The sequence below is a fragment of the Vibrio gallaecicus genome, assembly GCF_024347495.1.
Taxonomy (GTDB): Bacteria; Pseudomonadota; Gammaproteobacteria; order Enterobacterales; family Vibrionaceae; genus Vibrio; species Vibrio gallaecicus.
The window spans coordinates 880,047-906,217 of record NZ_AP025490.1 but is presented as its reverse complement, the minus strand read 5'-3'; the positions used below and the strand labels follow the sequence as shown (position 1 = coordinate 906,217).

Genomic DNA, 26,171 nt, shown 5'->3' with positions numbered 1-26,171 from the left:
ATTTGCCTCAAATACTAGAATAGCCTGACACGCAAAAAGCATACCAGGCTATTTTGTATATTTATCACAGAGTTAGCTATGCGACAAGAACTTGACTATGAGTTTATTCATTCAAACTCGCAGCTGTTCTGTGCATTCGCTTCCGAAGATTAACGCTGCAAATTATACTTTCTCATTTTTTCAACCAAGGTTGTACGTCGCATGCCCAGCATATCAGCAGCTCTTGCAACGACTCCGCCTTGCGCTTCTAATGCTTGATTAATCATGTTGATTTCCAAATCTGCCAATAACTCTTTCAAGTTAACACCTTCAGGTGGCAACTCTTGCGGAGCATTAACATGATCAACAAGCTCATCAGACTGATCGAAGCTAAAACTTTCAGAGAAGATATCCGCAAGTGCATCTTGCTCTAGCTCTTCCTCTGACGCAAATGCATGATGCTCTGGCTGAAATTCAGGGATATCACTGTATCGATACTTAGTTGGTAAGTGGTTTACATCCACTAAGCTATTTGGATACAAGATCACCATACGTTCAACAAGGTTAGCCAATTCACGTACATTGCCTGGCCAATCATGCTCCATCAATGAATTAATAGAACGCGGAGTAAAACAAATTGGCAGACTGCCTTCTGCTTCCATACGTGTCATCAACTCTTGTAAAAGCAGAGGTATATCTTCTTTGCGATCTTTAAGCGCTGGCATCTCTATCGGGAAGACATTAATACGGTAGTATAAATCTTCACGGAAAGACTCATCATCAATCATGTTTTCTAGATTACGATGAGTTGCGGCAATAACACGTACATTCGCTTTAATTGTATTGTTACCACCGACTCGCTCGAAGCTACGCTCCTGCAATACACGTAATAACTTAACTTGCATCGCCATCGGCATATCACCGATTTCATCTAAAAATAGTGTGCCGCCATCTGCTAGTTCAAAACGACCTTTACGCGAGGTGATTGCCCCGGTAAATGCGCCTTTCTCATGACCAAATAGCTCACTTTCAAGTAGATCAGGTGGAATTGCGCCACAGTTCACCGGAACAAAAGGACCAGAACGACGAGGCGAATGGTAATGAATATTACGCGCGACAACTTCTTTACCCGTGCCAGACTCGCCTAAAATCAACACATTAGCTTCAGTTGAAGACACTTGTTCAATTAAATGGCGAACGTCTTGAATACCTAAGCTTTGTCCAACTAAGCTACGAAACAATGTGTTTTTTCGCGAAGACGAAACGACCTGAACACCTTTACGACCAAGAAAGTCTTTGCAATGCCTAAGAGCATCACTCACCTGAGGGTAATTTAAAGGCAGCTCTAGTTCACCAACAAAATTGGGAAGGTCATCAACCGAGTGGTTATTCTTACTAACGATAAGCAAAGGTATATGGTGAGCATGAATGAGATGCTCACTAAATAGAGAATTGAACTTATTGTCCTTCATTGAGCCTATGATACAGCCAGCCCAAATATGAGACCAATCGATCTCATTAGCTTGTTCAGAGCTGATTACTTCGCAGCTCTCTCCTACAAACTCTAATATAGTGCTTAAGTTTCGACGATTGTTAGAGTCATCATCGATAACAAGCAGTTTTGCCAAACCTTGCATAAGTAGGATTTATTGCCTTAATAATTGGTGCGATGCAGAAAACATGGACAACGTTATCTATAAATTAATGAAGAAATCATAGGTTATGGTTAACGATAGACAATTTATGAAAATCAGCAACGAAAAAAAGCCATTAGGCTATCTAATGGCTTCTATTTTATTTGAATAAAAAAATAAGGCAACCAAGCAATTAGCTGATGTGAGCTTGGTTGGAACTTTAAATTTCTTTATATGCCAACTTCGGCAGATGTCAGGTTATGGAACTCGTTCGGAATTTGGTCCCATGCGCCTTTAATTTCGCGGATAATATCAATAACATCATCAATCGGCTGAGGATCGTTCTGATGATTAGCTGCTGATATTTGCGTGATCATAAATTCATATAGTTGATCTAAGTTTTTGGCGATATCACCACCATCATCCATAGAAAGGCAGCTACGCAGGCTAATTATGATGTCTAAAGCCTTACCTAAGCGTTCGCCTTTTACTGGAATATTACCAGCTTGCATAGCAGCTTTGCCTTGGATTAAACGCTCAATAGCACCAGCCATTAGCATTTGAACAATCTTATGGGGTGAAGCAGCACTTAGCTGACTATCCACTGATACCTTTTTATATGCTTGTAAAGAACCGCGCATAGTAACCCTCTTTTATAAAAACTTTTTATATTGCTGAACCGATTTATTTCCATGTCGATATTTATGGAGTGTTTTTCCCACTCGACTGGTTTCTGACTGCATCAATTCAACTAATTTTTTGGTTCGGCTTATTGCATCAAACCAATCAGAGCTTTGCTTTACTTCAGGGAATGAACCCAATAACTGAAGTACCTTTTGCAATAACTGTTCCCTGTTATCGACAAGCTGAGTAATTTCTTCAGTGTTTATTTCACTAATTTCAAACTTAGCAAATATTTGTCGATCTAGCTCACAAAGTTCTTCTAATTCACTCTTCATGCTTTACCTACATTGCACTCATCATGCTGCCAAGTTGTGACTGCATTTTGCTGGTCGCATCTTGCATCGCGGTAAATTTTGAATGAGTACGGCTTTCCAAGCTATCCATGCGGCGGTCAAGTGCCCCTTGGTCATCGGCTAAGCGGTAATTTTGTTCCAGTAAGCTTTTTTCACGAGTACGAATTGAACCGGTAATCCCAGTAATGCCCTGTATGGCATCTTCGACGCGCTTAGCAAATCCATTATTGCCACCAAAAAACTCACCAAGCTTGTCAAAGTTATTGTTTAGCTGGCGATCAAGCATGTCGTGGTTGATCTCTAAAGTACCTTGACGAGTGGTTGTAATACCAAATTCAGTTAGAGATTTTAGATTTTCAGGCGCTTGTTCAATGTTAGTAGAAAATACACCTTTTAGGCGTGAATCTGCATTACGCACAGTGCTGTCACCAGATAAAGGTCCTTTTTGACCTGTCGCCGGATCCACTCCAGATAAGTTTTTAGAAACTTGGTAAAACTGATTATAAGAGTTAACAAAGCTTTCAATATCTTGTCGAACACTTGAGCGATCGTACTCAACTCCAATTTCAGCTGGAGCCTTATCTCTGGGTGTTGTGCCTTTAACGGTAATATCAATACCATCAACGGCATCTTCAATAATGTTGTTATTACTTGAAAGCTGAGCCACACCATCCATCACAACCATTGAATCTTGACCAGACTGTACTTCAGACATGCCATTGTATGTATCAAAAGATTCTTGAGCTTTTGCCAATTCATCTTGTGCTTGATCGACTTCTTCAAGTAACTGTCTTTCTTCCGGATCTAACTTTGCACGTTCAATCTGCTTAGCTTGTTCTGGTGTTAATTCACCTTTTTCCACTTTTTCAGCAAGTTGAGCGCTTTCTTCTGCAAGTTTTTCTTCGATTCGAGCCTGCTCTGCTTCGAGCTTTTGCTGAGCTTCTTTAGGTGTGACATAAGAATCAGTTAATGTACCTGATGCAGTGTTTGACCACCCAGGGACATCAGAAGCCTTTTCAATGGCTTTTTCATCAAGTTCTAATTCAGGCGTATGATATGAATCTAATAATGTACCTGATGCCGTTTCTGTCCAGCCACCAATGTTATCTTCTGGCATAACGGAAGCAATAGCAGCAGCATCAATTGCCTGCTGACCAGCAAGTGCCGCAGCTTGACCGTAGCTAAGATCATTTGGATCACTCGCGTCGTTGAGATTAGATCCATCAGTCGGATCTGTGGCATTTTCTGTCGCGTTAGGATCTTTAGGTATAGGATTGCCATTTTCGTCAACGGCATTTTCCGGAGCCACCTCGTCGATTGCATCTTTAGCAATACCCGCAGGTGTTTTTAATAGGACTTCTTGTGCAGATAAGCGCGCCTTTTCTAAATCATTAACACGCTCTTCTAGTGTTTTATACTCAAGCTTTTTAAGTGGGTTACCTGATTCAGATTCAACATTAATGCTGATTTGATGATCTTTCCCAGATAAGTTTGATGCAACAATTAAGCGAGGGCCTTCCACGTCATTAATAACAGATGCACGGACGCCTGGATTTTCCGTAGCGCCGTTTATTCCTCTGACAATGTCGATAAGCTTAGAGCGATCACCGACTTGTACATCAAAGCTTTTTTCACCAAGCGAAACCTGCAGCTTGCCAGGACCAAACTTCGTGTCTTCAGATAACGCTTCTGAAGCCACTTTATGGCTTTGAGCAAGCTGCAACACATCGATGGCATATTTACCTGCTATCGCATCTGTAGTTGCAGTCGCTGAGACAACACCTTCATCAGTACTTTCAACCGTTCTTACTGCAAACGCTTTTTCCTGACGAAAGTTTGTCATCAGATCTTTCATCGAATCCAGAGATTCTCTGAGTCTTCCATAGGCACTAATACTCGAGTCTATTCGCGTTCTTTCATTGTCGATACGTTGCTGTTTAGGCACACGCTCCGAATCAACAATTTTGCTGACCATGGAATTAATATCCATGCCAGACGACATCCCCATAGGGCCTAAACTCATCAAATCACCTCAATTATACGACTTATACCTTAGCCGCCAATAAACCAGTATTGGCAGTTTGGGCTGCTAGGCGCCTTAATATTTCAAGCATTTCTTCATCAGGAATCTGGCGAATAATATCACCAGTAGTCGCTTCATAAATCGTAACGACATCCCTACCTGACTCTTCATCTACTTTAAATGCTACACCTTTATTGATAGAAGAAATAAATTCATTCATTTTTTCTACCATCCTAACTCGCTCTTCTTTATTTAACTCTTGTCTATTTTGAGCTAATTGAATCGCAGTTTCAGTAGAATTATCTTTCGGTTTTTCTACCTTTTCGGAAGACGTAACGTCTTTCAGTTTTGAAACACTTGGCGCACTACTACCTTCATCGCTAGCAAGTTTAGTGCCACTTGGTGAGCCGTAAGGCTGGACGTTCGATGTGTAGGATGATATTTCCATAACAATCTCCCTTCCGCCTTATGAGCTAACAATAGAAACTCATTCAATCAATTATAAGCCTCTATTGACTAGCTTACCTTAGGTAAGTTTAGCCCAATAAGCTTAGAGCTGCAGACGGTGACTGCTTAGCTTGTGCCAAAATTGAAGTACTCGCCTGTTGTAAGATCTGAGACTTCGTCATCGCTGTTGTTTCTTTTGCGTAATCGGTATCTTTGATACGACTCTTAGATGCATTAACATTTTCGTTGATGTTATCTAAGTTGCTGATCGCGTGATCAAAACGGTTTTGGAATGCACCAAGAGAAGCTCGTTGGCTATCTACTGACTTCAATGCACCATCGATAATAGAAACCGCTTCATTAGAACCAGCAACTGATGTTACGTCAATGTCATTTACCGTTACTTCTTTCGCATCACCGATGCTCAGTTCGCCAGCAAGGCTACCGCCAAACTCAACTTCACCATCCACTTTTTGGTTAGAAGCAAACATTTGCAGTTTACCGTCTTCACCTACAGATGCTTTTACGTCTTCACTCTGACCGTTGATGTAAGTAGCAAGTTCTTCAAGATCATTACCAGCTTTAGCATTGATAGTGATCTCTTTCTCTTCACCAAACTTATCGTTGTAAGTCATTGTCAGATCAGAACCTGCAGCTGTACGCCAAGAAGCATCTTGACCTTCTTCAGCAGCATAGCTCTTACCACCCATAGCAGAAGTATCAGTACGCATGCTACCAATAGCAAGTTGTACAGCTTCACCAGAGTCAGCACCGATTTGGAATGATTGGCTACCGTAAGTACCGTTTAATAGCTTATTACCACCAAAAGATGTGGTTTCAGCAATACGGTTAAGTTCTGTATTTAGGGCAGAAACTTCTTCTTGGATAGCAACACGCTCAGACTTGCTGTTTGAGCCGTTAGAGGATTGTAGAGATAGGTCACGCATACGTTGAAGAATGTTAGTAGACTCATTCATTGCACCTTCAGCTGTCTGTGCGATAGAGATACCATCATTTGCGTTTTTCACAGCCATATCCAGACCGCGACTTTGCGAGTTTAAACGGTTAGATATTTGTAGGCCCGCAGCATCATCTTTTGCGCTATTAATTTTATAGCCAGAAGACAGACGCTCCATCGATTTTTGTGTACCTTCAGCAGCGCTATTAAGAAAACGCTGTGCGGTCATTGCAGACACATTAGTGCTTACGTTTATTGCCATGATTGATCTCCTTTAGGCATTTTCATGTACTTCAGAGACTCTCACCTCTCATTCGTACACTACAATTTGTCTGATGTACCTCCGAGTCTCTCACCTCACATTGGTACATCTCATTTCTCTCAATCCCTTTAACGGCCTCTTTATTAGAAGCTTTAGAAAAAAAAGTGTTTTTTTTCGTATTCTTTTTCATCAATGACTAAAGTGTGATCTTTATCTAGATAATCAATCGCTCAGCCCTGAAGAAACCGATCACGCCATCTTAATACTCTTTTCTCTTATATTTATCCTAATTCACAAGCAGCCACTACTTAAATTATAGGCAATAAAAAACCCAGCCGAAGCTGGGTTCCTTTTACGCTCATCTCTCACCACGAGCTAATTCTGTGGAAAGCTTATTACTAATAGTTTTAACGTATTAGCCTAGTCAGTTTATTAACCTAGTAAGCTTAGCGCTGAGTTAGGCGCTTGTTTCGCTTGTGCAAGAATCGAGCTTGATGCTTGAGAAAGGATCTGAGACTTAGTCATCTGAGTCGTTTCTTTCGCGAAGTCGGTATCTTTAATACGGCTCTTAGAAGCATTTACGTTTTCGTTAATGTTGTCTAAGTTACTGATAGCGTGGTCGAAACGGTTCTGGAATGCACCCAGTTCAGCTCGGTGGCTATCTACGTATTTCAGTGCCGCATCAATAATAGCTACTGATTCTTGAGCACCGCCTACCGATGTTACATCGATAGTATCAACAGTTACTTGTTTGCCATCTTGCATGCCTAGTTCACCTGCAAGACCACCAGAGAACGACACTTCACCGTCAACTTTATTGTTGCCAGCGAACATTTGCAGTTCACCTTTTTCACTTACTGACGCTTTTACTAGGTCTTGTTGACCATTGATGTACGTTGCTAGTTCTTCAATATCGTCGCCTGCTTTAGCGTTAATTTGAAGCTCTTGCTCATTACCGTAGCTGTCTGTTAGCGAGATAGTTAAATCGTTTGAGCCTGATTGAACGTTCCAGTCTTTACCTTTGCCGTTTTCAGCTTGGTAGCTAACGCCGCCCATTTCAGTGTTATCAGAGCGCATATCTTTCAGTTGAAGCATTACTGCTTCACCATTATCCGCACCGATTTGGAATGATTTAGTACCGTGTGTACCGTTCAGTAGTTTGTTACCACCGAAAGACGTCGTTTCTGCGATACGATTCAATTCATCGTTTAGCGCCGTTACTTCTTCTTGAATAGCCACACGTTCAGATTTTGAGTTAGAGCCATTTGAAGATTGTAGTGACAAGTCACGCATACGTTGCAGAATGTTTGTCGTTTCATTCATTGCACCTTCAGCAGTTTGTGCAATAGAGATACCGTCATTCGCGTTACGTACTGCTACATCAAGACCACGGCTTTGAACGTTTAAGCGGTTAGAGATTTGTAGACCTGCCGCATCGTCTTTTGCACTGTTAATCTTAGAACCAGAAGCTAGACGCTCCATTGAGGTTTGTTGAGCACTGTTCGCGTTGTTTAGGTAACGTTGCGCTGTCATTGCTGATACGTTTGTATTTACATTCACTGCCATGGTGATTTCTCCAATTGATTTTTCGATATTGCGGTTTCCGACGTCTCGAAAAACCAAGTAGTTCTCTCAAAGTTACTTTTAATAACGGCTCAAAAACCCAGACCTTTAGAAAAATTTTAATAAAAATCATAAAAATTATTTAAACCTTAAAAATCAACCACTTAAAATGACGTTATTTTTAATTTAAATCTATGGATTTATCTATAAGAAATTTTTAGGCGAGTTATCAAACAAAAATAGAAGAAATAATCGAGTAAAAAGAAGTTAACTGGGAGTAAATAGAAGTTAGCTTGGAATGAATGAAGAGGGAGAAACTTGAAAGTAGCGTATAACAGAAAGGAAAAAGCCCCTTTTCCTTTGAGAGAACCGGGGCTAGTTGGTCATCAGATCCTATGTGGAGATCATCGAGAAATGAACATATTCTCGTCAGACCGAGTGCATATCTACCGTCAAAATGACAAGCGGTGAGAGATGAGAGAGCTAATCATTCAAGTAAATATGCTTGCCAGTATCCCTTGTTGCATCGCTCACGTCTGGGCATTAGCAACAAGTTCAACCAATAACTATTGCAATAGTGACATCGCAGAGTTAGGCAACTGTTTTGCTTGAGCAAGTATCGAAGTACCTGCCTGTTGCAATATTTGTGATTTCGTCATTTGCGTTGTTTCTTTCGCAAAATCAGTATCTTTAATACGGCTGTTTGACGCTTCAACATTCTCTTGAACGTTAGCCAAGTTATTAATACTGTGGCTTAAACGGTTCTGTTTCGCACCAAGGTCAGCTCGTTGTGAATCAACATAAGTCAATGCTGAATCTAAAATGCTAATCGCATTTTGAGAACCGGCAACACTTGTTAAGTCAATATCTTGAACTGATGTCTTACGACCTTCACTGTTAATACCCAGCTCAGATGCTAAACCACCAGAGATTGACATAGAGCCTTCTAAATCAGGCTCAGCAACAAACATCTGTATACGGCCATCATCCGTCACAGAAGCGTTAACAAGATGAGATTGACCATTAATATAAGTCGCTAGTTCTTCAATATCATCACCAGCTTTAGTGTTGATATCGAGAATAATCTCTTCGCCTGATTTGGTTTTAAACTCAAGTTTTAAGTCTTGAGCATTCGCTGGAACTTGCCAGTCTTTGCCTTTGCCATTTTCTGAATCAAACGTAGTACCACCCATACGGAAATCATCCGCACGAACGCTCGTTAGACCCATGATCATTGCTTCACCAGAATTTGAACCAATCTGGAAAGAGGCTTCACCAAACGTACCATTTAGTAGTCTACGACCACCGAACGATGTGGTTTCTGCGATACGGTTTAGTTCGTCTTGAAGTGCCATAGACTCTTCATTCAATGCTTCACGTTCTGCCGGTGAGTTAGTACCGTTTGAAGATTGAATCGCCAAGTCACGCATACGCTGCATTACATTAGTTGACTCATTCATCGCACCTTCCGCGGTTTGAGCAATAGAAATACCATCATTAGCATTTCGCATTGCTACATCCAGACCTCTGGATTGAGCCGTCAGTCGATTTGATATTTGCAGACCCGCTGCATCATCTTTAGCACTGTTAATTTTATGCCCTGATGACAAACGCTCCATAGAAGTATTTAGGTCATTAGAGGCTTTATTTAAGTAACGTTGCGCTGTCATAGCCGACACGTTGGTACTTACATTGATAGCCATTTTGCTCTCCTTATGAGTTCGCAAGCTTTCTGCGAAGCGGCCAGCTTTACTCTCATATGGATAAGCACTGACCGTAAATTACTTGCTAAACCCCCAAATGAGGATTTATGAACTGTTTAATCATTTCTGATTATATAGATACAAGTTGTATGCCAAGTTTTAAATTTAATGCCAATAAAAATATTAGACTTAAATTTCAACAACTTGATAGAACAAAAACAGATAACATTTTACTATCACCTGATAAGCTAAGATGTATTTGTATAAAAGATTGCCGCTTTTTTTGCCACATTCACTTTAAAACAAATACCTAAGCTACTTTTTATTCATGACTTACGATTCAAACCTCAGAATTTCGCATTCTCGCTAGAAGCACTTACGGCATAGCACATAAGGCAACTCTAGGTGACTCAACAAATTCTGAAGGAACCGTTAGATATAATTAAATAATGTTAGATCTTTCGTTTTACCAAACGCCTGCTGAGAAGCTTGCAGCGCTCGAGAGTTTTCATTAAATTCAATAATGGCTTTGGAGTAATCTAAATCTTCAAAATTACTCTTAGCTTTCGCTAAAGACAGCTTAAAATCTTCATGTTGCTGTTCTTGAATATCTAAAGTACTTAACCTTGCACCCACATCTGTGCGAGCCTTGGTGATATGAATGAAGGCGGCATGAAACTCTTCAGTGACCTGGTGAAGTTTTGCCGTAGCAGAAGTATCTGACACGGATGACTCAGCTAAACGAGACGCTTCTTTAAACGTATCGAAAATACTAAAGCTACTTCTTGGTTCTAAAGAAATTGAGTCGCCTTTGGTAATCTGCCCTTTAATTTGGATTTTGATATTTTCATATTCAATTCCGGTTTGAGGGTCAAACTCCTTTGCATCTACCACACTGCCATCTTTCTCTAATTGGTAACCAAACTTACCGTTTTGCATATCTACAAACGTGACTTTGTAGTTAGATGAATCCTGAAAGGTACTGCTTGTCGCTTTCTCTAACAGTAAATCTGAACCTGTTTGTAATTCATACTGGGGCTCAAAGTCACCAAATGGATTATCAATTTCCATAAAGAGCTTACTGCCAGGATCATTCATCGCCATTTCGAAGCTACTGGCGATGCGCATTTTTCTTTGGTAGTCATCACCGGCATAAGTCACGTTACCCTCATTATCTCTAAAGAAGGGCTGACTCTTAGGCTTAGTACCCGCAAAGGTATAGTTACCGGACTCATCTTGGGTATTCGCCAAGTTAAGGAAATTATTTGATAATTCTTGTATCTCACGCTGTTTCGCTAATCGATCTTCTGGCGATAAAGAACCATTAATCATTTCCATAACGGTTCGTTTCGCTTCATCAGCAAAACTTTCAGAGTTGGAAATAATCACTTCATGGTGCTCTAAACGGTTACGAACCAAAATAATCGCATCACCGTACTGCTTTAATTGTTCTGACTGCTGACCAATATTCTGAAGATAATGGGTTGCCAAAGGGTCATCACTCGGAGACATCAGCTTTTTACCAGAAGCGAGTTGAGCTTGGTTGTGATGCACCTTATTTTCTTGACGACGCAAATCATTTTGTACTGATTGATAGTTATGGAAACTAGAAATACGATTTAACATTTATCTATCTCCCTATCTCAGAGCTAAAATGGTATTGAATGTATCGTTCGCCGCTTGCATAACACGTGAAGAAGCCATATAAGCTTGCTGAAATTTCATCATGTTTGCCGCTTCTTCATCTAAGTTAACCCCCGAGATGGAAGCAATTCGCTCTTGGGCAGATTCTTTCTCTAATGTCGCAATATCGCTGAGTCTGATAGCGGTTGATGCTTTCAACCCGGTGCTGGTATTCAAATTATGATAGATATCAAGAACGGTAGATTCGCCGTTATCTAAATTTTTATCTGTCTGAATATCTTGTAATTTTCTTAAGTTACCGTTATCCCCCTCAGAAGGGACTAAGTTCGCGGTAAACTTATCGTTAGCAATAGCACCTTTGGTTAATTCAAACGTTGTGCCCTGAACCGTCACTGGTTCTGTTGGTGGATACGGTTGGGGCTGCATTAATACATTCCCTTTAGTATCTGTTACTGCAAATTGATCACCTTTAGGGGATACAATTACTTCAAACTCTCGCAAAGCACCCGCAGCTAAAATTTTAAATTCAGCAGTACCTTGCGCAAATGTAGTTGATGCTTCATAGCTTTGAGCCGCGATATTTTTTGGATCGACGGTATTCATTTGCATTTGAGCCGCTGAATTACGAGTTGGTCGTAAAAGGACTTTTTCGCCAAGTTCTGGTGGGTTTCTTATTTCTACCCGCATACCATCAAGATAAAAGGCATTACCACTTGAGTCAGTGCTGACCTTAATAGTTTCTCCACTTGGCTTTGTTACTACATAGTCACTGCCGTCATAACGTAAACCATATTCGCCACCCTTCAATGTTGAAGGATCATCGATGAACACGGCAACCTCGGCATTAGATTGCCCACTTGTGATAGCTCGAGACTTTGCTGATATTTCTGAATTGACGTCAGAAAAAATATTACCGCCAACTTGTCCACGTAAGTCCAAGCCCTGTGATTGGTAGGTATTCACTTCATGTGAAAAAGAAACCGCTAAACGCCCCAATTCATCCATCACTTCCGGGATTAAGTTGTCACGCATATCTAGCATGGCACCAATTTTCCCATCAATATCTTGGCTAGTAATCGGCTTAACCACTTGCCCTTCAACTATTGCCAGTCGGCGTTGATGGGTATCTGGGATGCCGTTCACCAAACGTAGTTGGCTGGCTTCGGTTCCTGACACTAATGTATGACCGTTACCAATATGGACATTAAAACCTTCAGAGTTTGAACGTGGAGTCACAGTCACTTTGGTGTAGCCAGATAACTCATTGATCAGCTTTTCATGCTCATCTCGTAAATCATTATGTGGACCTGGTGTTCTCATCATTAAGCGTTGAACATCACGAATCTCAACCGCAAGTTGATTCACACGCTCGATACCCATATCTAATTTTTTATTCGACACATCAGATTGCTTACGAATCGTTTCGTGGAATTCATTTAATGTTTGAGTAATCAAGCCTGCTTTTTCTAGTACTACTTTACGGGCACCTACATCATTTGGAGTGTCCGCAAGGGTTTTTACTGCATCGAACCACTCATTTAAGTGTTCTGGGATTTTTTGAGATGCAACGGAAGACAACATGCTAGAAAGCATATCGATATTAGATTCAGCATCACTTTTATTGGCGGCATTGGTTGTCGATAGGTTCAGTTCGTTAACGGCAAACTGATCCCACGAGCGGCGAACATTTTCCACGTGAACGCCCATACCATAAGTTTGTCCACCAAACTGGCGTGGGTCATTAACGCCTTGAATAACAGATTGACGGCTATAGCCTTCTGTATTCGCGTTCGAAATGTTATGACCTGTGGTGTTTAACTGTCTCTGAGCGGTAAGAACACTTTGTGTGCCTACATTCAGAAGATCCGACGCCATAATGCCCCCCAAAAAACTTAATATAATCAGGATTAACTGATTCAACTAACAATAGAAAAGCAAAATACATGCCACTATTTAAATTAAGATTTTAAAAGGTAAGTGTCTGAATAGATGAAAGATATAAAATAGGAAGGTTTAGCAGGAATAAAAAAGAGCTTCGATAAGAAAGCTCTTTTTTATATTTTATTACATTTGGTCAATCTTAGCTTTTACACGTAAGACTTTATCAGCATAGTTTGGATCGGTCGCGTATCCAGCCTGATGAATTCCATTAATAAAGGAGCTTGAATCACCTTTATGCTGTAGAGCCGTTTCATACCTTGGATTTTCATTCAAGAATTTCACATAATCGTTAAAACTGTCTTCAAACGAAGAGTACGAACGGAAAGAAGCTGACTCTTTAACCGGTGTTTTGCCATGAAACTCTAGAGTTTGAGTGGCAACCTTCTCACCTTTCCAACTGCGATCTGCTTTGATATTAAACAGATTATTACTGTTGCCCAAAGAGTTTTTTACCATCTTAGAGCCCCAGCCAGTTTCAAGCGCAGCTTGAGCTAATAGCAACGATGAATCCACACCTAAAGCTTGGGCTGCTTTTTCAGCGTAAGGTTTCATTGAGGTCACAAAAGACTCTGGAGAATCAAAAGATGTAGGCTGAGGTTTATTATTCATCGCCGCAATTTCAGGCGATGCAGCTTGAGTCTCAGAACGAGCGGAAAACTTCGGTCTTTCTAAAGCAGGATCAAAACCATCTGTACGGACTTTAGCTTCAGTGCCATCAGCCGCCTTGCCTGAGCTCAATTGAGCAACAATCATATCGGCTAAACCTAAAGAGCCTGAAGCACTTAATTCACTCGACATTTGGTCATCCAACATTTGACGGTAAAAATTTTCATTTTCACTGCTTAACATGTCAGACTTAAAGCTGGAGTTTGCATCACGCATTGATTTAAAAAGCATTGAAGTAAAGATAGATTCAAATTGCTTAGCCGCGGCTTGTAATGCTGCTTCTTCACCGCCTTCTTCACCATTAACAGCCTGCTGACGTAACCGGTCTAAGCTGCCAATATCATGAATAAATCCGATGTCATTATTATTCTTAATCATGTCATCGCTCCTAGATAACGATCAGCTGACCTTCAATCGCACCAGCTTGTTTCAGTGCTTGAAGTATCGCCATTAAATCAGAGGGAGCTGCACCAACCTCGTTTACTGCTCGAACAAGATCATCAAGCGTTAAACCAGGTTCAAATTTAAACATCTTGCCGTCAGCTTCGGTTACCTCAATATCGGTATCAGGAACCACTGCCGTTTGCCCACCAGCAAAAGCATTAGGTTGGCTCACATTAAGATTTTCTTTGATCGCAACCGTCATACCACCGTGAGTAACAGCAGCAGACCTTAGGCGAACATTTTTACCAACAACAATAGTGCCGGTTCGAGAGTTAACAATAATTTTTGCCGCCCCTTCTGCTGGATCGAATTCCACATTCTCGACAGCTGATAAGAAAGCAACTCGTTGGCTAATTTCACGAGGAGCGCGAATACGAACAGAAGTAGCGTCTACTGCTGATGCCATTTGAGGACCGAGGAAATTATTTACTGCATCAGCCAAACGTTGAGCGGTAGTAAAATCTGATTCAATTAAGTTAAACGTAATATAGTCACCACGACCAAATGGTGTAGGTACTTCTTGCTCAACCATCGCGCCACTAGAGATAATACCCACATTTGGGTTGTTCCCTACAATTTTAGAACCGTCATTACCTTCTGCACTAAAACCACTTACGACAAGGTTACCTTGTGCGATGGCATAAACTTGCCCATCCAAACCTTTTAGAAACGTTTGTAGAAGCGTACCGCCACGTAAGCTTTTTGCAGAACCAATAGAAGAAACAGTTACATCAACTTGTTGACCTTGCTTAGAAAAAGCCGGCAGTTCTGCTGTAACAATCACCGCTGCAACATTCTTTGTTTTTGGTTTAGTACCTGGCGGCAATTGAATGCCAAAGTTTTGCAGCATCGCGTTAAACGTTTGATCGGTAAAGGGAGTTGTTTCACCTGTACCTGGAAGACCGGTTACTAGACCATAGCCCACTAATTGGTTACTACGAACACCAGCAACTTTTGCCACATCTTTGATGCGAGCGGCATGCACACTGGTGGCAAGGAAAATCATGCTCAGTAGTATTAATGTTAGCTTTTTCATAGTAGTAACCTGTCTTTGAAGTGTTCGTGTATTTCAAAGTAAATGCTAAAAGTTCGACATTTACTGAGTTGCTATAAAGCTACATTAAAGAATCGTGCCAAGAATCCAGGCTCTTGCATATCTTGTTGTACGCCGGTGCCTGAATACTGAATTCTTGCGTTCGATACTCGGTTAGAAGCGATGGTATTATCGAAAGCAATATCATCAGGTCGAATCGTGCCACTTAGACGAATATATTCATCACCAGTGTTTAGTGTCATCCATTTTTCACCACGTACAACCAAGTTACCATTCGCCAGCACTTCAATAACTTCTACCGTGATATAGCCACTAATACTGTTACTTTGATTAGCCGATGCATCACCAGCAAACGTGTTGGTATTACTTAAATCATAAGAGAAGTTGTATTTGTCTATCGTCAACTCTTGACCACCAACCGCTAGAGGTTCCATGGATGAATCATTTGATTTAGACATATCTGCATTAGCTTTTTTAGTCGCGCGGGTATTTTCATCTAATGCCACTGTAATAATGTCACCAATACCGTGTGGTTTTGAGTCATCGTACATGCTGCCAATATGGTTCACATTAAATAAAGACCCAGTGGCTGCCGCATAGTGCTCTGGCTTCTCTTTGGGATGAATTGGCGCCCAAGCAGGGTCACCAGCAATTGGGTCGGTACGCCCACGTAAAGTATCAACAATACCTGAACTCTCTTCACTCGACTTATCACCTTCGACCGCATCGACAATCGTCGTTGCGTTTTCTTCGGCTGGCGTTTCTATCGGTTCAAGCATACTACAGCCTGACATCGAAGCGATTAAAGCTAATAAAAGGATACGTTTCATGTTGATACTCTCTCAATTACCATTAAGTAAACGGGTTAAACTTAAAGTTGTTGGTTAACAAAGCTCATCATCTTATCCACGGATGAGATCACTTTAGAGTTCATTTCATATACACGCTGAGCTTCAATCATATTAACAAGCTCCTCGGTTACGTTTACGTTTGAAGTTTCTAGCATAGACTGACGAACATTACCTAAACCGTCGAAACCCGGTACGCCTTCTTGTGGGTCACCACTTGCGCCAGTTGGTAAATATAGGTTTTGTCCAATAGGCTCAAGACCGCCTGGGTTCACAAAATCTGTAATTGTAATCTGACCAACTACAACATTATTTTGCTCGCCACGCATTCTTACGGATACTTCACCATCGTTACCAACTGTGACTGAGATTGCGTCATCAGGAATTACAATTTCTGGTTGTAAACGGTAGCCCTGACCGGAAGTCACGATAGCTCCATCACCATCTAGCGTAAATTGACCATTACGGCTGTAACCGGTTTCTCCATCTGGCATTTCAATTTGGAAAAAGCCGTCACCTTCGATCATCATATCTAAGCTGTTTGTTGTTGTTTGTGCATTACCATGCGTGTGTACTTTTTGTGTTGCCACAACTTTTGCACCTGCACCTAGCATCAAACCACTTGGAAGTTCAGTATTCTGTGAAGACTGACCACCAGGCTGGTTAATATTCTGATAAAACAAGTCTTCAAATACTGGGCGGCTTTTTTTAAAACCAATTGTTGATGCGTTAGCCAAGTTATTTGAAATGGTTGAGATATTGGTTTGTTGGGCATCTAAACCTGTTTTACTTACCCATAATGCTGGATGCATAGCAATCCCCTTAAAAGTCTATTAGCTCATACGAAGCAGTGAATCAGACGATTTGTCCATTTCTTCTGCTGTGCTCATCATTTTGACCTGCATTTCAAATTGACGCTGTAAGTCAATAAGGCTGGTCATTTCACCAACGGCATTTACGTTACTGCCTTCTACAGCGCCGGTAAGTATTTTTACCGCGGCGTCTGCTTCGTATGCCTGATCTGGGTTTTTCGAACGAAATAGACCATTCGTGTCTTTAAATAACGTTTGATTATCTGGACGGACTAACTTGATCCGATCAACCACTGCGAGTTCTTCTGCTGGAGCGCCTTGAGGAATCACAGAAATTGTACCGTCAGAGCCAATCTCAATTTTACTAAGTGGAATAGGAAGAGTAATAGGTGCGCCATTATCACCAAGAATTAGGTGACCACTGCCATTTGATAACATACCGTTTTGGTCAATCTTTAGATTACCATTACGAGTTAAGCCTTCACGACCAGTTTTATCCATAACAGAAATCCAACCGTCACCTTCAATCGTAACGTCAAGATCACGACCGGTTGTTACTACGCTTCCTTGAGAGAAATTATGACCTGGGCGTTCTGTCATGCTGAATACGCGAGTAGGTAAACCTTCACCATACGCTTGCATTGAACGAGCTTGTGCTAAATCGGCACGAAAACCTGTTGTACTCACGTTAGCAAGGTTGTTTGCGCGTAGCTGCAAAGCTTGCATATTTTGCTTAGCGCCGCTCATGGCAAGAAACAGTGCACGATCCATAATTTGCTCCAAAAAATCACATCTGGATCAATTAAAGCAATTGGCGTGCCAACATTAAAATCACTTATTTATCAAGTGATTAATTAAATTAGAGGGGAAGATTGATAACCGATATTAATCGGAAATGAAAGGATATTGCCTGCGGCAAAGGTAAAGTGGCAATTCAAACGGCAAATACATACACAGCAATAATACCCAATTCACATCTATGAATTGGGTATTATTTCGATTCAGAGCAGAACTAATTATCGGATCTGAAGGATATTTTGCTGTAGCTGGTTATGTACTTCAAGAGAACGGGAGTTCGCTTGGAAGTTACGCTGAGCGGAGATTAAATCTACCAACTCTTGAGTCATATCGATGTTCGATTGCTCAAGTGAACCATTGTTGATGCCACCAAATGAACCTTTATTCGATTCGCCCCAGATTTTATCGCCTGAGTAATTGGTAGAATCCCACTGAGTACCACCTTTTTTGTCTAGACCTTGTTCATTAGGTACACGAACCAAGCCTACACGTCCAAGCATTACATTCTCACCATTCGAATACGTACCTAGTACTGTTCCGTATTCATCAAAGTCGATCTTGGTAAGGAAACCCGTTGTTGCACCATCTTCATCAAACTTTGTCAGCTCAAATGGAGCAGCAAACTGAGTTGAAGAGTCTAAACCAAGTTTTAATACTTGTGTTGGATCGGCACCATTTAGATCCACAGGTGTTGGATTTGTAGGGTCACCAAGAGCAACAGATGTGATCGGTTGACCGTTATTCAGGCTCGCCAATGTACCATCATTGTTAAACTTCATAGTGTGACCAACGTGACCTGTAGCATTTGCCGCATCACCTGCATTGATATTTAGTGGTTTTTCACCTGCGTCATCAGTCATGGTGTAGTACGTTTGCCACGTATTCGGCTGTGTTTGATCTTTTAGGTAGTATGTCGTTAATTTGTACGACTGACCCATTGAATCATAAACGGTTGAAGAGGTTGCACGGTTATAAGTATCCGGGTCTTCAAAGTCGAATGCAGCAGGATCTTTCAAATCACCGTTAGCAGGAAGGTTTACACCGACATCGATGTTTTCTGTCTGCTTAGGCTTACCAAACTCAGCTGGAATGTCTAACGGCTTTGGCGCATAAGAAAGAACTTCACCGCTATCAGGATCAACATCGTAACCTAAAAGAAACTCATCGTTAGACGTAACCATGAAGTTATCTTTATTTAAATGGAAGGCACCATTACGGGTTAATTCATTAATCTCAGGGATCATTTTGTCTTTAGAAACAGCAAAGAAACCAGTACCACTTACACGTAAATCCATTGGATTATTCGTGTAAACGCTTGAACCTTCGTGGAACTGCTGAGCAACTTTTGCCGCCTGAGCACCGCCACCTGGAGTGGTTTTACCGTTTGTAAATAAAGAGCTTGAGTACACATCACCGAATTCAGCACGAGACTCTTTAAAGCCAAAGGTGTTTGCATTCGCAATGTTGTTACTCGTGGTGTTCAAATCTAATTGAGCTGCGGATAAACCGCTTAAAGATACATATGACATTCCAATATTCTCCTAATCTAGCTAGCTTAATTACTCAATAAAGAGCGACTACGCTTTGCCAACTTCTAATACTTCGGCAAGTCGAACTGGCGAAGTGAAACCAGCCAGATTGAGTAGTACGTTGCCATCACCTTTACCAAGAAGCACACTATTCACGTTCGCATAAGTCGAAACTGGGAATTCTGTGTTCTCACCATCAAGTAAACCCGCCGCTTTCACATTGTATTTACCCGCCGGCAATGGATTACCGTCTTCGTCTTTTCCGTCCCATTCAACACGAGTGTCACCAGCAGGTTTTGCACCAACATCCAATGTACGAACTAATTGCCCAACTTCGTTTTCAACTCTAACCATAAGGTTATCCATTGCTTGAGGAAGTTTAACCATTGCCGCCATTCCGCTGTTGCCTGCTTTCACACCTGCCGCTCCAGGAACCAACACATCTCGACCGACTAAAGAAGAAGCCTGAAGTGCTTGGTTAGATGTCATTGATGAATTCAAGCTTTCAAACTGTGTATTCATTTTCTCAATGCCATCAACGGTCGCAAATGAAGCCATTTGCGCAATCATTTGGTCGTTTCCAACCGGCTTGAAAGGGTCTTGCTGAGCAAGTTGCTTCGTTAACAAAGATAAGAAGTCTTCTTGCTTAAGCTCTTGCTTACCTGTTGTTTCATCCGGCTTCTTGTTGTCTTGAAGACTCTTTAGTTGGTCAACATAGGACAAGCCGCTTTGACCAACATTATTGATTCCAGCCATATGCTACCTCCTTATCCTTATTGACCCATCTGCAGCGTACGCAGCAGCATTTGTTTACTTGAGTCTGCTACTTGTACGTTGGTTTGGTACGCGCGAGATGCAGAAATCATATTTGCCATTTCTTCCATAACGTTAACGTTAGGTTTGTAGATATAACCTTCGTCGTTCGCTAGTGGGTGATCAGGGTTGTACTCTGCATTAAGTGGTTTATCACTTTCTACAATACCCATGACCTTTACAGGAACGGTGTGCCCACCAGCATTACGAGCCTGACTTAACTCGGCACCAAATACGGCGTGACGAGCTTTATAAGTATCTTCAGCTGAGCTGCTGATACTATCGGCATTTGCCAGGTTACTTGAGGTGGTATTTAGACGAATAGATTCAGCGCTCATAGCAGAACCAGTCACATTGAATACATTAAATAAGCTCATCTAATTACTCCCCTTTAAGTGCTTTCGTTAAGTTCTTGAATTTACTTCCTAAGAAGTCAAGAGATGCTTGGTGTCTAATTTGGTTTTGCATAAATAAGTTTCTCTCCAAATCCAAGTCCACCGTGTTGCCATCTCCTGTATCTGGTTGAGTAGGAGTTCGATACATCGTTTCTCCATTCACCGTAGTTGAGGCAGAAATATGCCGACCATCTGTTCGGCTAAGACCAATACTTGCCCCAGAACTTGCCGCCTGCAGTGATTTCTGAAAGTCTAATCCTTTTGCTTTATACCCAGGAGTGTTTGCTTGCGCGATATTGGTGGACAACACCTCAGCGTTTCGCTCACGTACACCAACAGTGTGCTGGTGAATGCCTAATGCATTATCAAAAGAAATAGCCATGTAAACCTCAACTCAAGAACTGACTTTCATAAAATTATTAAAGCAATATATATACCAACTTTAAAATGCTAAGTGGTTTTATATAAATTATACCGTTTAAATACATTTTCATTGCTGTAGGAGCTAGCAATAAATACGCCATAGTTAGAGATCTTTGGAATGTCACTCTCTCTTAAAGATATCTGTTCTTCCAGAAAAAGAAAACCCAGCACTAGGCTGGGTTTTAATAATTCTACATGACAGAGGCGCTACTTAATTGGTAACCGCTATTTTAATTTAGAGCTACTTTAATTTGTAGATAATGCCTGGGTTACAACGAACCATTTCAAATCGGTCGGTTAAACCAGTTAAAGATTCTGACGCACCAAGTAGTAAATAACCGCCAGGATTTAAACTATTTGCCATTTGATTCAACACTTTTGATTTCATATCAGGTGAGAAATAAATCAAAACGTTACGACAAAAAATGATATCGAACTTACCAAGTAACGCATAACTATCCATCAAATTTTGAGGGCGGAAGTTAACCATACGCTTTACATTATCTTTTACCTTCATTCGACCATCGCCTGCATCTTCAAAGAAAGTGCGACGACGTTCAGGAGAAAGACCACGTCCAAGAGCTAAATTGTCATAAACACCAGCACGACACATATCCAGCATACTCGCTGAAATGTCAGTCGCCGTTATTGAGACGTTAGGCAGCATTCCTGGCTTACGAGATTGAGTTTCTAAAATAGTCATCGCCATAGAATACGGTTCTTGACCAGAAGAACTTGCCGCCGACCAAATTTTAATTGGGCGTTTATTTGCCGCTACTTCCGGTAAAAGCTTATCTGCTAATACAGCAAACGGATAAGTATCTCGGAACCAAAGTGTCTCATTTGTCGTCATGGCGTCTACAGCCGCAACTCTTAGTTCACGATTTCTGCCTGAAACCACATCTCTTAGTAAATCTGATAACGAAGCTAATTTAAACTTCGTTACTAATGGGCTGAGCCTACTACGCACTAAGTATTGCTTACTGTCGCCCAGTACAATGCCACATTGAGATTCTAAAAAACGGCTGAAATCGCGATATTCTTGATCACTTATTGTTATAGCAGTCATTAATGTCTCTTTTAGTTAGTTAGAGCAGCTTTCACCGCTGCACCAAGCTCATCTGGGTTGAATTTCGCGATAAAGGAGTTTGCTCCTACTCGCTCAACCATTGCTTGGTTAAATACACCACTTAATGAAGAGTGTAAAATTACATACAAATTTTTAAGCTCTGCATGTCGTCTAATTTCGGCAGTTAAAGTATAACCGTCCATTTCTGGCATTTCGATATCCGAAATCACTAATGAAATTTGATCGTAAATGCTGCCTTCGCCTGCCATTTCAAGCAGTTTTTCATAAGCTTCTTTACCATCTTTAGCCGAAACTACTTCAAAGCCGATTGATTCAATCGCGCGTTGAACTTGCTTACGTGCCACAGTAGAGTCATCAGCTATCAGTATACGACGAACAATTTCTTTTTCTGTTTCAACTTGAGCGATAGATTCGCCAATTGAAGCATCCATTGTTTCATCTACAGGTGATATTTCAGCAAGAATTTTTTCTACATCTAGAATTTCGACAAGTTCATCGTCGATATTCGTCACGGCAGTTAAGTAATGTTCTTTGCCTGAACCATCTGGTGGTGGAAGAATTGCTTCCCAGTGCATATTAACAATTCGATCAACTGAACTCACTAAGAATGCCTGTATAGTTCGGTTAAACTCTGCAATCACGACAAAGCATTTATCAATATCAGTCGTTGGTCGACCACCAACTGCTAAACTCAAATCTATAACCGATACAGTTTGCCCACGGATATGAGCCACCCCTTTTACTAAGTGGTGCAGATTTGGCATTAAAGTAAGTTTAGGGCACTGTAGTACTTCTTTTACTTTAAATACGTTGATGCCGTAGCGCTGACGCCCCATCAGGCGAAAGGTTAATAATTCCAATCGGTTTTGACCGACAAGTTGCGTACGCTGATTCACTGAATCAAGAATACCCGACATAAGCTCATCTCCATATCAAACTTTTAATAATAAAAAGTGTTAGTCTACTACAGGCTACGAACCATCAGAGAAACAGAATGATGTATTATAATTTAAATCTACATCTTTTTTCTATAACTAAGTGTAGAGCTTTCTATAAAACTTTTGCTAAGTCTATCGGCATTTTAGCAATTTTGTTTAGTTTTTTTGCTAAAGCTGCAACATATGAACAGATAGAAATGATCCAAACTGCGGCTGAAACCCATATTTCTAATACGGTTGAACAACCTATGGGCGGAGAATTGGTCATTAAAGCAGCCAATATAGATTCGCGTGTTAAGGCGACCGATTGCCCAATTCCTTTAGAAACCAGTGCTTCTACTACCAGCAATAAGCGAAGTAGCATCACCGTATTAGTTCAGTGTGTCCCAGATGAATGGCGCATCTATGTTCCAGTGCGTATGTCAATGTCTGTACCTCTAGTCACAGCCACACGTTCTTTATCTCGTGGTGAGCTTTTAGGTCAATATGATGTGACGATCACTATGATTGAACTCAATAAATTTCGCAGACAAGGGTTCACTCAGGCCAAGCAAGTGGTTGGCGCTAAAGTGAAAAAGAATTTAAGACCTGGAGATGTCGTTGAACGAGGTGATATTTGCGTAGTATGCCGTAATGAAAAAGTTGTGATTCAAGCAATAAAAGGTGGGATGGTTATCACAACTAAAGGTACCGCCCTCACTGATGGCTCTTCAGGTGATCAAGTCAGGGTGAAAAATGACAAATCACAACGTATAATCGAAGGTGTTGTAACTGATATTTCAGAAGTTACGGTTTATTTCTAACCATTTTACTGAAAGCTTAGCCTGCCTGCATACAATATGATTTGCATGAGTAAGTAAGGATATCTATTACGTTCATTTTTTGATTACGAAACAAAAAAATTGCTAAAGTAATCACACCTAAGGTCGATATTGACTGTACAGGTTCACATAATTGTAGAAAGGCATAGATATGGCAGGCATTGATAACATACGTTCGGGGCAAACTTTTACAACGACTAATCGTTCTTCTACCGCACGTTCTGATTCTAATACTCAGGCGTCTAGCTCTGAAGTTAGCTCAAAATCATCAGCGAAAGATGCTGTTTCACTGAGTCAACAAAGTAAAGCTCTTGGTCAATTACATCAAGATATGGCTTCTCAACCTAGTTTCGACACTGCAAAAGTGGCGGCAATAAAAGAAGCGATCGCAAACGGGTCTTATACTGTCGACCCAGAAAAACTGGCTGACAACATGATCAAAATTGAGAGTGAACTAAAAGGTCTTTAAGCTTTAACTAGCTTAAGCAGGTTTTATTTATGGCGGCATTAGTAGATTTAATCAATTTTCAACTACAAAGCGCACAGTCTCTTTCTGAACTTTTAGAATTAGAGAAAGTTGCGATCACAGGTCGAAAATCTGGTGATATCGAACGCTTAGCTAAAGAGAAAGTGGTTTTAATTAATCAGCTCAATCAAACAGACCAAAGAATAGCCTCTCATAGTAATGTGAACGAATTGCGAGAAAAGCCTGAGCTCGCCGATCTTGTATCGAAGATACAATCAATAGTACATGACTGCCAACAAGCAAATTTAATCAATGGTGAAGCTCTGAATCGAGCTCAACTCAGCTTTAATAAACTGAGCAACTTGATGCAGCAAAGTCAGGGTAAAATTGGGATGACTTACAATGCCGGAGGTCAAACCCGCACCATTTCCACACTAGGTACAAACCTCAAAGCCTAGTGATCGTTTATAATTAATATTAATCGCCTCTTCTTATCTTCTTATCTTCTTATCTTCTTATCTTCTTATCTTCTTATCTTCTTATCTTCTTATCTTCTTATCTTCTTATCTTCTTATCTTCTTATCTTCTTATCTTCTTATCTTCTTAAAACAATGTAGCCCTATCTTTACAACCTTCAATGTATCACACATAAAAAAGCGGCAAGTATGTGAAATACTTGCCGCTTAATGTTTATTCTACGTCTAGATTATTAGTTACCCATATTGGATACTACCTAAGAGGTTCAATACCTGGAAATCAAACCTTATTGGCTTTTAACAATTAGAATAGAGTTTGTTGTCTTTTCTCTGGTACAGGTTGAACTTCACCGTAATCACGTAGCTTTTCCATCTTACGGATATCGAGCTGTAACTCAGTCACATAGCTATCACCAACAGGGTAACTACGGACCACTTCTGCACCACGAATCACGCCATCAACTGCACCTGAAGTTCGCTCAGTGCCAAGACGCTGATCTTCTAATTGAGCTCGTCCACTGACACGCATACCATAGACTTGTTCAGCCAACTCTCGGTAAGCATCTATCTTAGATGCACGCATAGCTCTAATTCGTTTCTCTTCATCATTACGTCCAGCTTGCTCACTAATACTTGCATAGCCCACTGCAACCAAGAAATCGTCTGATCTCATGCTTTGTAATGGCTGGCAGCCTACTAATAATAATGCAGCTAAAGCAAATATAACCGTCTTCATTGTGAGCTCCTAAGGACGAAGAATTACTGTATAAGGTTGAGTCATCGTTGGATCAGAACGAATAATAACGCCATCTTGAGTTCGAATGCTATTCAATGTATCCAAATCGCGGCCTATACGGTCTGCGGGTAAGAAGCCTTGAGCAGAAGCGACAACAACACGAGTTTGCATACCAACTACGCGAGCATTAACTAACACACCGCCTTCTTGGCGAAGCATCGTTCCTGTTAATACATATTGAACATCTTGCTCTTGAGCAAGATCTTTCCAATCACGACTGATTGCAAAGTCACCTTGCTGGGTCACTTGAATTGAGCCCGTTGTTTTAAAATCGATAACCTTAAAGCCACGACGTTGGAATTGATGAATGAAACCTTCCGATACTGAATTACCAAGCCAGTTTGTCGCATCCATATTCTGTAGATCAACAAATGATGTCACCGCAATTGGTGTTCTTGCTGACACGCTGGTATTAGAGATCATCAGATCTTCAGTCATACTCTCAACAAAAAAGTCCATAGTATGGCGCGGGCTGTCCATCAGCATAAACTGGCTACCAGAATACTCTGATTTGCCGTTATAGATGGGTGAATAGGCGCATGATGTTAGTAGCATCACACTCATTGCTACAAGCCATTTTTTCATTGTCTTAATCTCCAGATATATTTAGTGCTTACTACGCCAACTTGTTCTCTACATTACTTTCGTTGATGGATTACAATGTTGGAACG

Annotated in this window: 26 protein-coding genes; 3 read left to right on the top strand and 23 right to left on the bottom strand. The window is 40.9% G+C overall.

Translation table 11 applies throughout. The features are described from left to right. Positions 1-149: 149 nt before the first annotated feature. From OCU78_RS04105 to OCU78_RS04005, 21 genes are all read right to left on the bottom strand, one after another. Positions 150-1,616: a sigma-54 dependent transcriptional regulator gene (locus OCU78_RS04105; protein ID WP_137372295.1), complete on the bottom strand. Its 1,467-nt coding sequence runs from the start codon at positions 1,614-1,616 to the stop codon at positions 150-152. A gap of 227 nt (positions 1,617-1,843) precedes the next feature. After that, positions 1,844-2,254, bottom strand: a complete 411-nt coding sequence (gene fliS / locus OCU78_RS04100) for a flagellar export chaperone FliS (RefSeq protein WP_137372294.1) — start codon at positions 2,252-2,254, stop codon at positions 1,844-1,846. A 12-nt stretch (positions 2,255-2,266) separates the two neighbouring features. Further along, complete coding sequence (locus OCU78_RS04095; protein WP_137372293.1) at positions 2,267-2,572, bottom strand: flagellar protein FliT; 306 nt, start codon at positions 2,570-2,572, stop codon at positions 2,267-2,269. A 7-nt stretch (positions 2,573-2,579) separates the two neighbouring features. Beyond that, positions 2,580-4,613 carry a flagellar filament capping protein FliD gene (fliD, locus tag OCU78_RS04090; protein WP_137372292.1) on the bottom strand — a complete coding sequence of 678 codons (2,034 nt, stop codon included), beginning with the start codon at positions 4,611-4,613 and terminating at the stop codon, positions 2,580-2,582. 22 nt (positions 4,614-4,635) lie between these two features. Beyond that, positions 4,636-5,061, bottom strand: a complete 426-nt coding sequence (flaG, locus tag OCU78_RS04085; protein ID WP_137372291.1) for a flagellar protein FlaG — start codon at positions 5,059-5,061, stop codon at positions 4,636-4,638. A gap of 88 nt (positions 5,062-5,149) precedes the next feature. Beyond that, positions 5,150-6,280 carry a flagellin gene (locus tag OCU78_RS04080; protein ID WP_137372290.1) on the bottom strand — a complete coding sequence of 377 codons (1,131 nt, stop codon included), beginning with the start codon at positions 6,278-6,280 and terminating at the stop codon, positions 5,150-5,152. Between the two features lie 432 nt (positions 6,281-6,712). Further along, positions 6,713-7,846 carry a flagellin gene (locus OCU78_RS04075; RefSeq protein WP_261856023.1) on the bottom strand — a complete coding sequence of 378 codons (1,134 nt, stop codon included), beginning with the start codon at positions 7,844-7,846 and terminating at the stop codon, positions 6,713-6,715. 563 nt (positions 7,847-8,409) lie between these two features. Then, entirely contained in the window at positions 8,410-9,546 is a 1,137-nt protein-coding gene (locus OCU78_RS04070; RefSeq protein WP_137374800.1) for a flagellin, read from the bottom strand. Between the two features lie 432 nt (positions 9,547-9,978). Beyond that, on the bottom strand, positions 9,979-11,172 hold the full coding sequence (gene flgL, locus OCU78_RS04065) for a flagellar hook-associated protein FlgL (RefSeq protein WP_137374801.1): 1,194 nt from the start codon (positions 11,170-11,172) through the stop codon (positions 9,979-9,981). Positions 11,173-11,184: 12 nt separating this feature from the next. After that, positions 11,185-13,065 (bottom strand): flagellar hook-associated protein FlgK, encoded by a 1,881-nt coding sequence (gene flgK / locus OCU78_RS04060; RefSeq protein WP_137374802.1) that lies wholly within the window; start codon positions 13,063-13,065, stop codon positions 11,185-11,187. 189 nt (positions 13,066-13,254) lie between these two features. Then, entirely contained in the window at positions 13,255-14,175 is a 921-nt protein-coding gene (gene flgJ, locus OCU78_RS04055; RefSeq protein ID WP_137374803.1) for a flagellar assembly peptidoglycan hydrolase FlgJ, read from the bottom strand. A 10-nt stretch (positions 14,176-14,185) separates the two neighbouring features. Beyond that, on the bottom strand, positions 14,186-15,277 hold the full coding sequence (locus OCU78_RS04050) for a flagellar basal body P-ring protein FlgI (RefSeq protein WP_137374804.1): 1,092 nt from the start codon (positions 15,275-15,277) through the stop codon (positions 14,186-14,188). A gap of 71 nt (positions 15,278-15,348) precedes the next feature. Then, a complete protein-coding gene (flgH, locus tag OCU78_RS04045) occupies positions 15,349-16,125 on the bottom strand; it encodes a flagellar basal body L-ring protein FlgH (RefSeq protein WP_137374805.1) in 777 nt (258 codons plus the stop codon). 41 nt (positions 16,126-16,166) lie between these two features. Continuing rightward, a complete protein-coding gene (gene flgG, locus OCU78_RS04040) occupies positions 16,167-16,955 on the bottom strand; it encodes a flagellar basal-body rod protein FlgG (protein ID WP_137374806.1) in 789 nt (262 codons plus the stop codon). A gap of 21 nt (positions 16,956-16,976) precedes the next feature. Next, positions 16,977-17,726 carry a flagellar basal-body rod protein FlgF gene (gene flgF / locus OCU78_RS04035; RefSeq protein WP_137374807.1) on the bottom strand — a complete coding sequence of 250 codons (750 nt, stop codon included), beginning with the start codon at positions 17,724-17,726 and terminating at the stop codon, positions 16,977-16,979. Positions 17,727-17,971: 245 nt separating this feature from the next. Further along, positions 17,972-19,282 carry a flagellar hook protein FlgE gene (gene flgE / locus OCU78_RS04030; protein ID WP_137374808.1) on the bottom strand — a complete coding sequence of 437 codons (1,311 nt, stop codon included), beginning with the start codon at positions 19,280-19,282 and terminating at the stop codon, positions 17,972-17,974. A 48-nt stretch (positions 19,283-19,330) separates the two neighbouring features. Further along, a complete protein-coding gene (flgD, locus tag OCU78_RS04025; protein WP_137374809.1) occupies positions 19,331-20,038 on the bottom strand; it encodes a flagellar hook assembly protein FlgD in 708 nt (235 codons plus the stop codon). Positions 20,039-20,055: 17 nt separating this feature from the next. After that, positions 20,056-20,472 (bottom strand): flagellar basal body rod protein FlgC, encoded by a 417-nt coding sequence (gene flgC, locus OCU78_RS04020; protein ID WP_137374810.1) that lies wholly within the window; start codon positions 20,470-20,472, stop codon positions 20,056-20,058. 4 nt (positions 20,473-20,476) lie between these two features. Then, positions 20,477-20,872, bottom strand: coding sequence for a flagellar basal body rod protein FlgB (gene flgB / locus OCU78_RS04015; protein ID WP_137374811.1), 396 nt, complete (start codon positions 20,870-20,872; stop codon positions 20,477-20,479). A gap of 282 nt (positions 20,873-21,154) precedes the next feature. Next, the gene (locus OCU78_RS04010; protein ID WP_137374812.1) at positions 21,155-21,982 is read right to left on the bottom strand and encodes a protein-glutamate O-methyltransferase; all 828 of its coding nucleotides are present in this window, start codon (positions 21,980-21,982) and stop codon (positions 21,155-21,157) included. An 11-nt stretch (positions 21,983-21,993) separates the two neighbouring features. Continuing rightward, entirely contained in the window at positions 21,994-22,920 is a 927-nt protein-coding gene (locus OCU78_RS04005; RefSeq protein WP_137374813.1) for a chemotaxis protein CheV, read from the bottom strand. A 77-nt stretch (positions 22,921-22,997) separates the two neighbouring features. Between OCU78_RS04005 and flgA the strand changes: the two genes are divergently transcribed. The 3 genes from flgA to OCU78_RS03990 all read left to right on the top strand — a co-directional run bounded on the left by flgA (position 22,998) and on the right by OCU78_RS03990 (position 24,686). After that, positions 22,998-23,744 (top strand): flagellar basal body P-ring formation chaperone FlgA, encoded by a 747-nt coding sequence (gene flgA / locus OCU78_RS04000; protein WP_137374814.1) that lies wholly within the window; start codon positions 22,998-23,000, stop codon positions 23,742-23,744. 169 nt (positions 23,745-23,913) lie between these two features. After that, a complete protein-coding gene (gene flgM / locus OCU78_RS03995; RefSeq protein ID WP_137374815.1) occupies positions 23,914-24,231 on the top strand; it encodes a flagellar biosynthesis anti-sigma factor FlgM in 318 nt (105 codons plus the stop codon). Positions 24,232-24,260: 29 nt separating this feature from the next. Beyond that, positions 24,261-24,686 (top strand): flagella synthesis protein FlgN, encoded by a 426-nt coding sequence (locus OCU78_RS03990; RefSeq protein WP_137374816.1) that lies wholly within the window; start codon positions 24,261-24,263, stop codon positions 24,684-24,686. Between the two features lie 322 nt (positions 24,687-25,008). Here the strand turns inward: OCU78_RS03990 and flgP are convergent, their stop codons facing one another. Beyond that, the gene (gene flgP / locus OCU78_RS03985) at positions 25,009-25,440 is read right to left on the bottom strand and encodes a flagellar assembly lipoprotein FlgP (RefSeq protein ID WP_137374817.1); all 432 of its coding nucleotides are present in this window, start codon (positions 25,438-25,440) and stop codon (positions 25,009-25,011) included. A 9-nt stretch (positions 25,441-25,449) separates the two neighbouring features. After that, positions 25,450-26,085, bottom strand: a complete 636-nt coding sequence (locus OCU78_RS03980) for a FlgO family outer membrane protein (RefSeq protein ID WP_137374818.1) — start codon at positions 26,083-26,085, stop codon at positions 25,450-25,452. Positions 26,086-26,171: the final 86 nt, after the last annotated feature.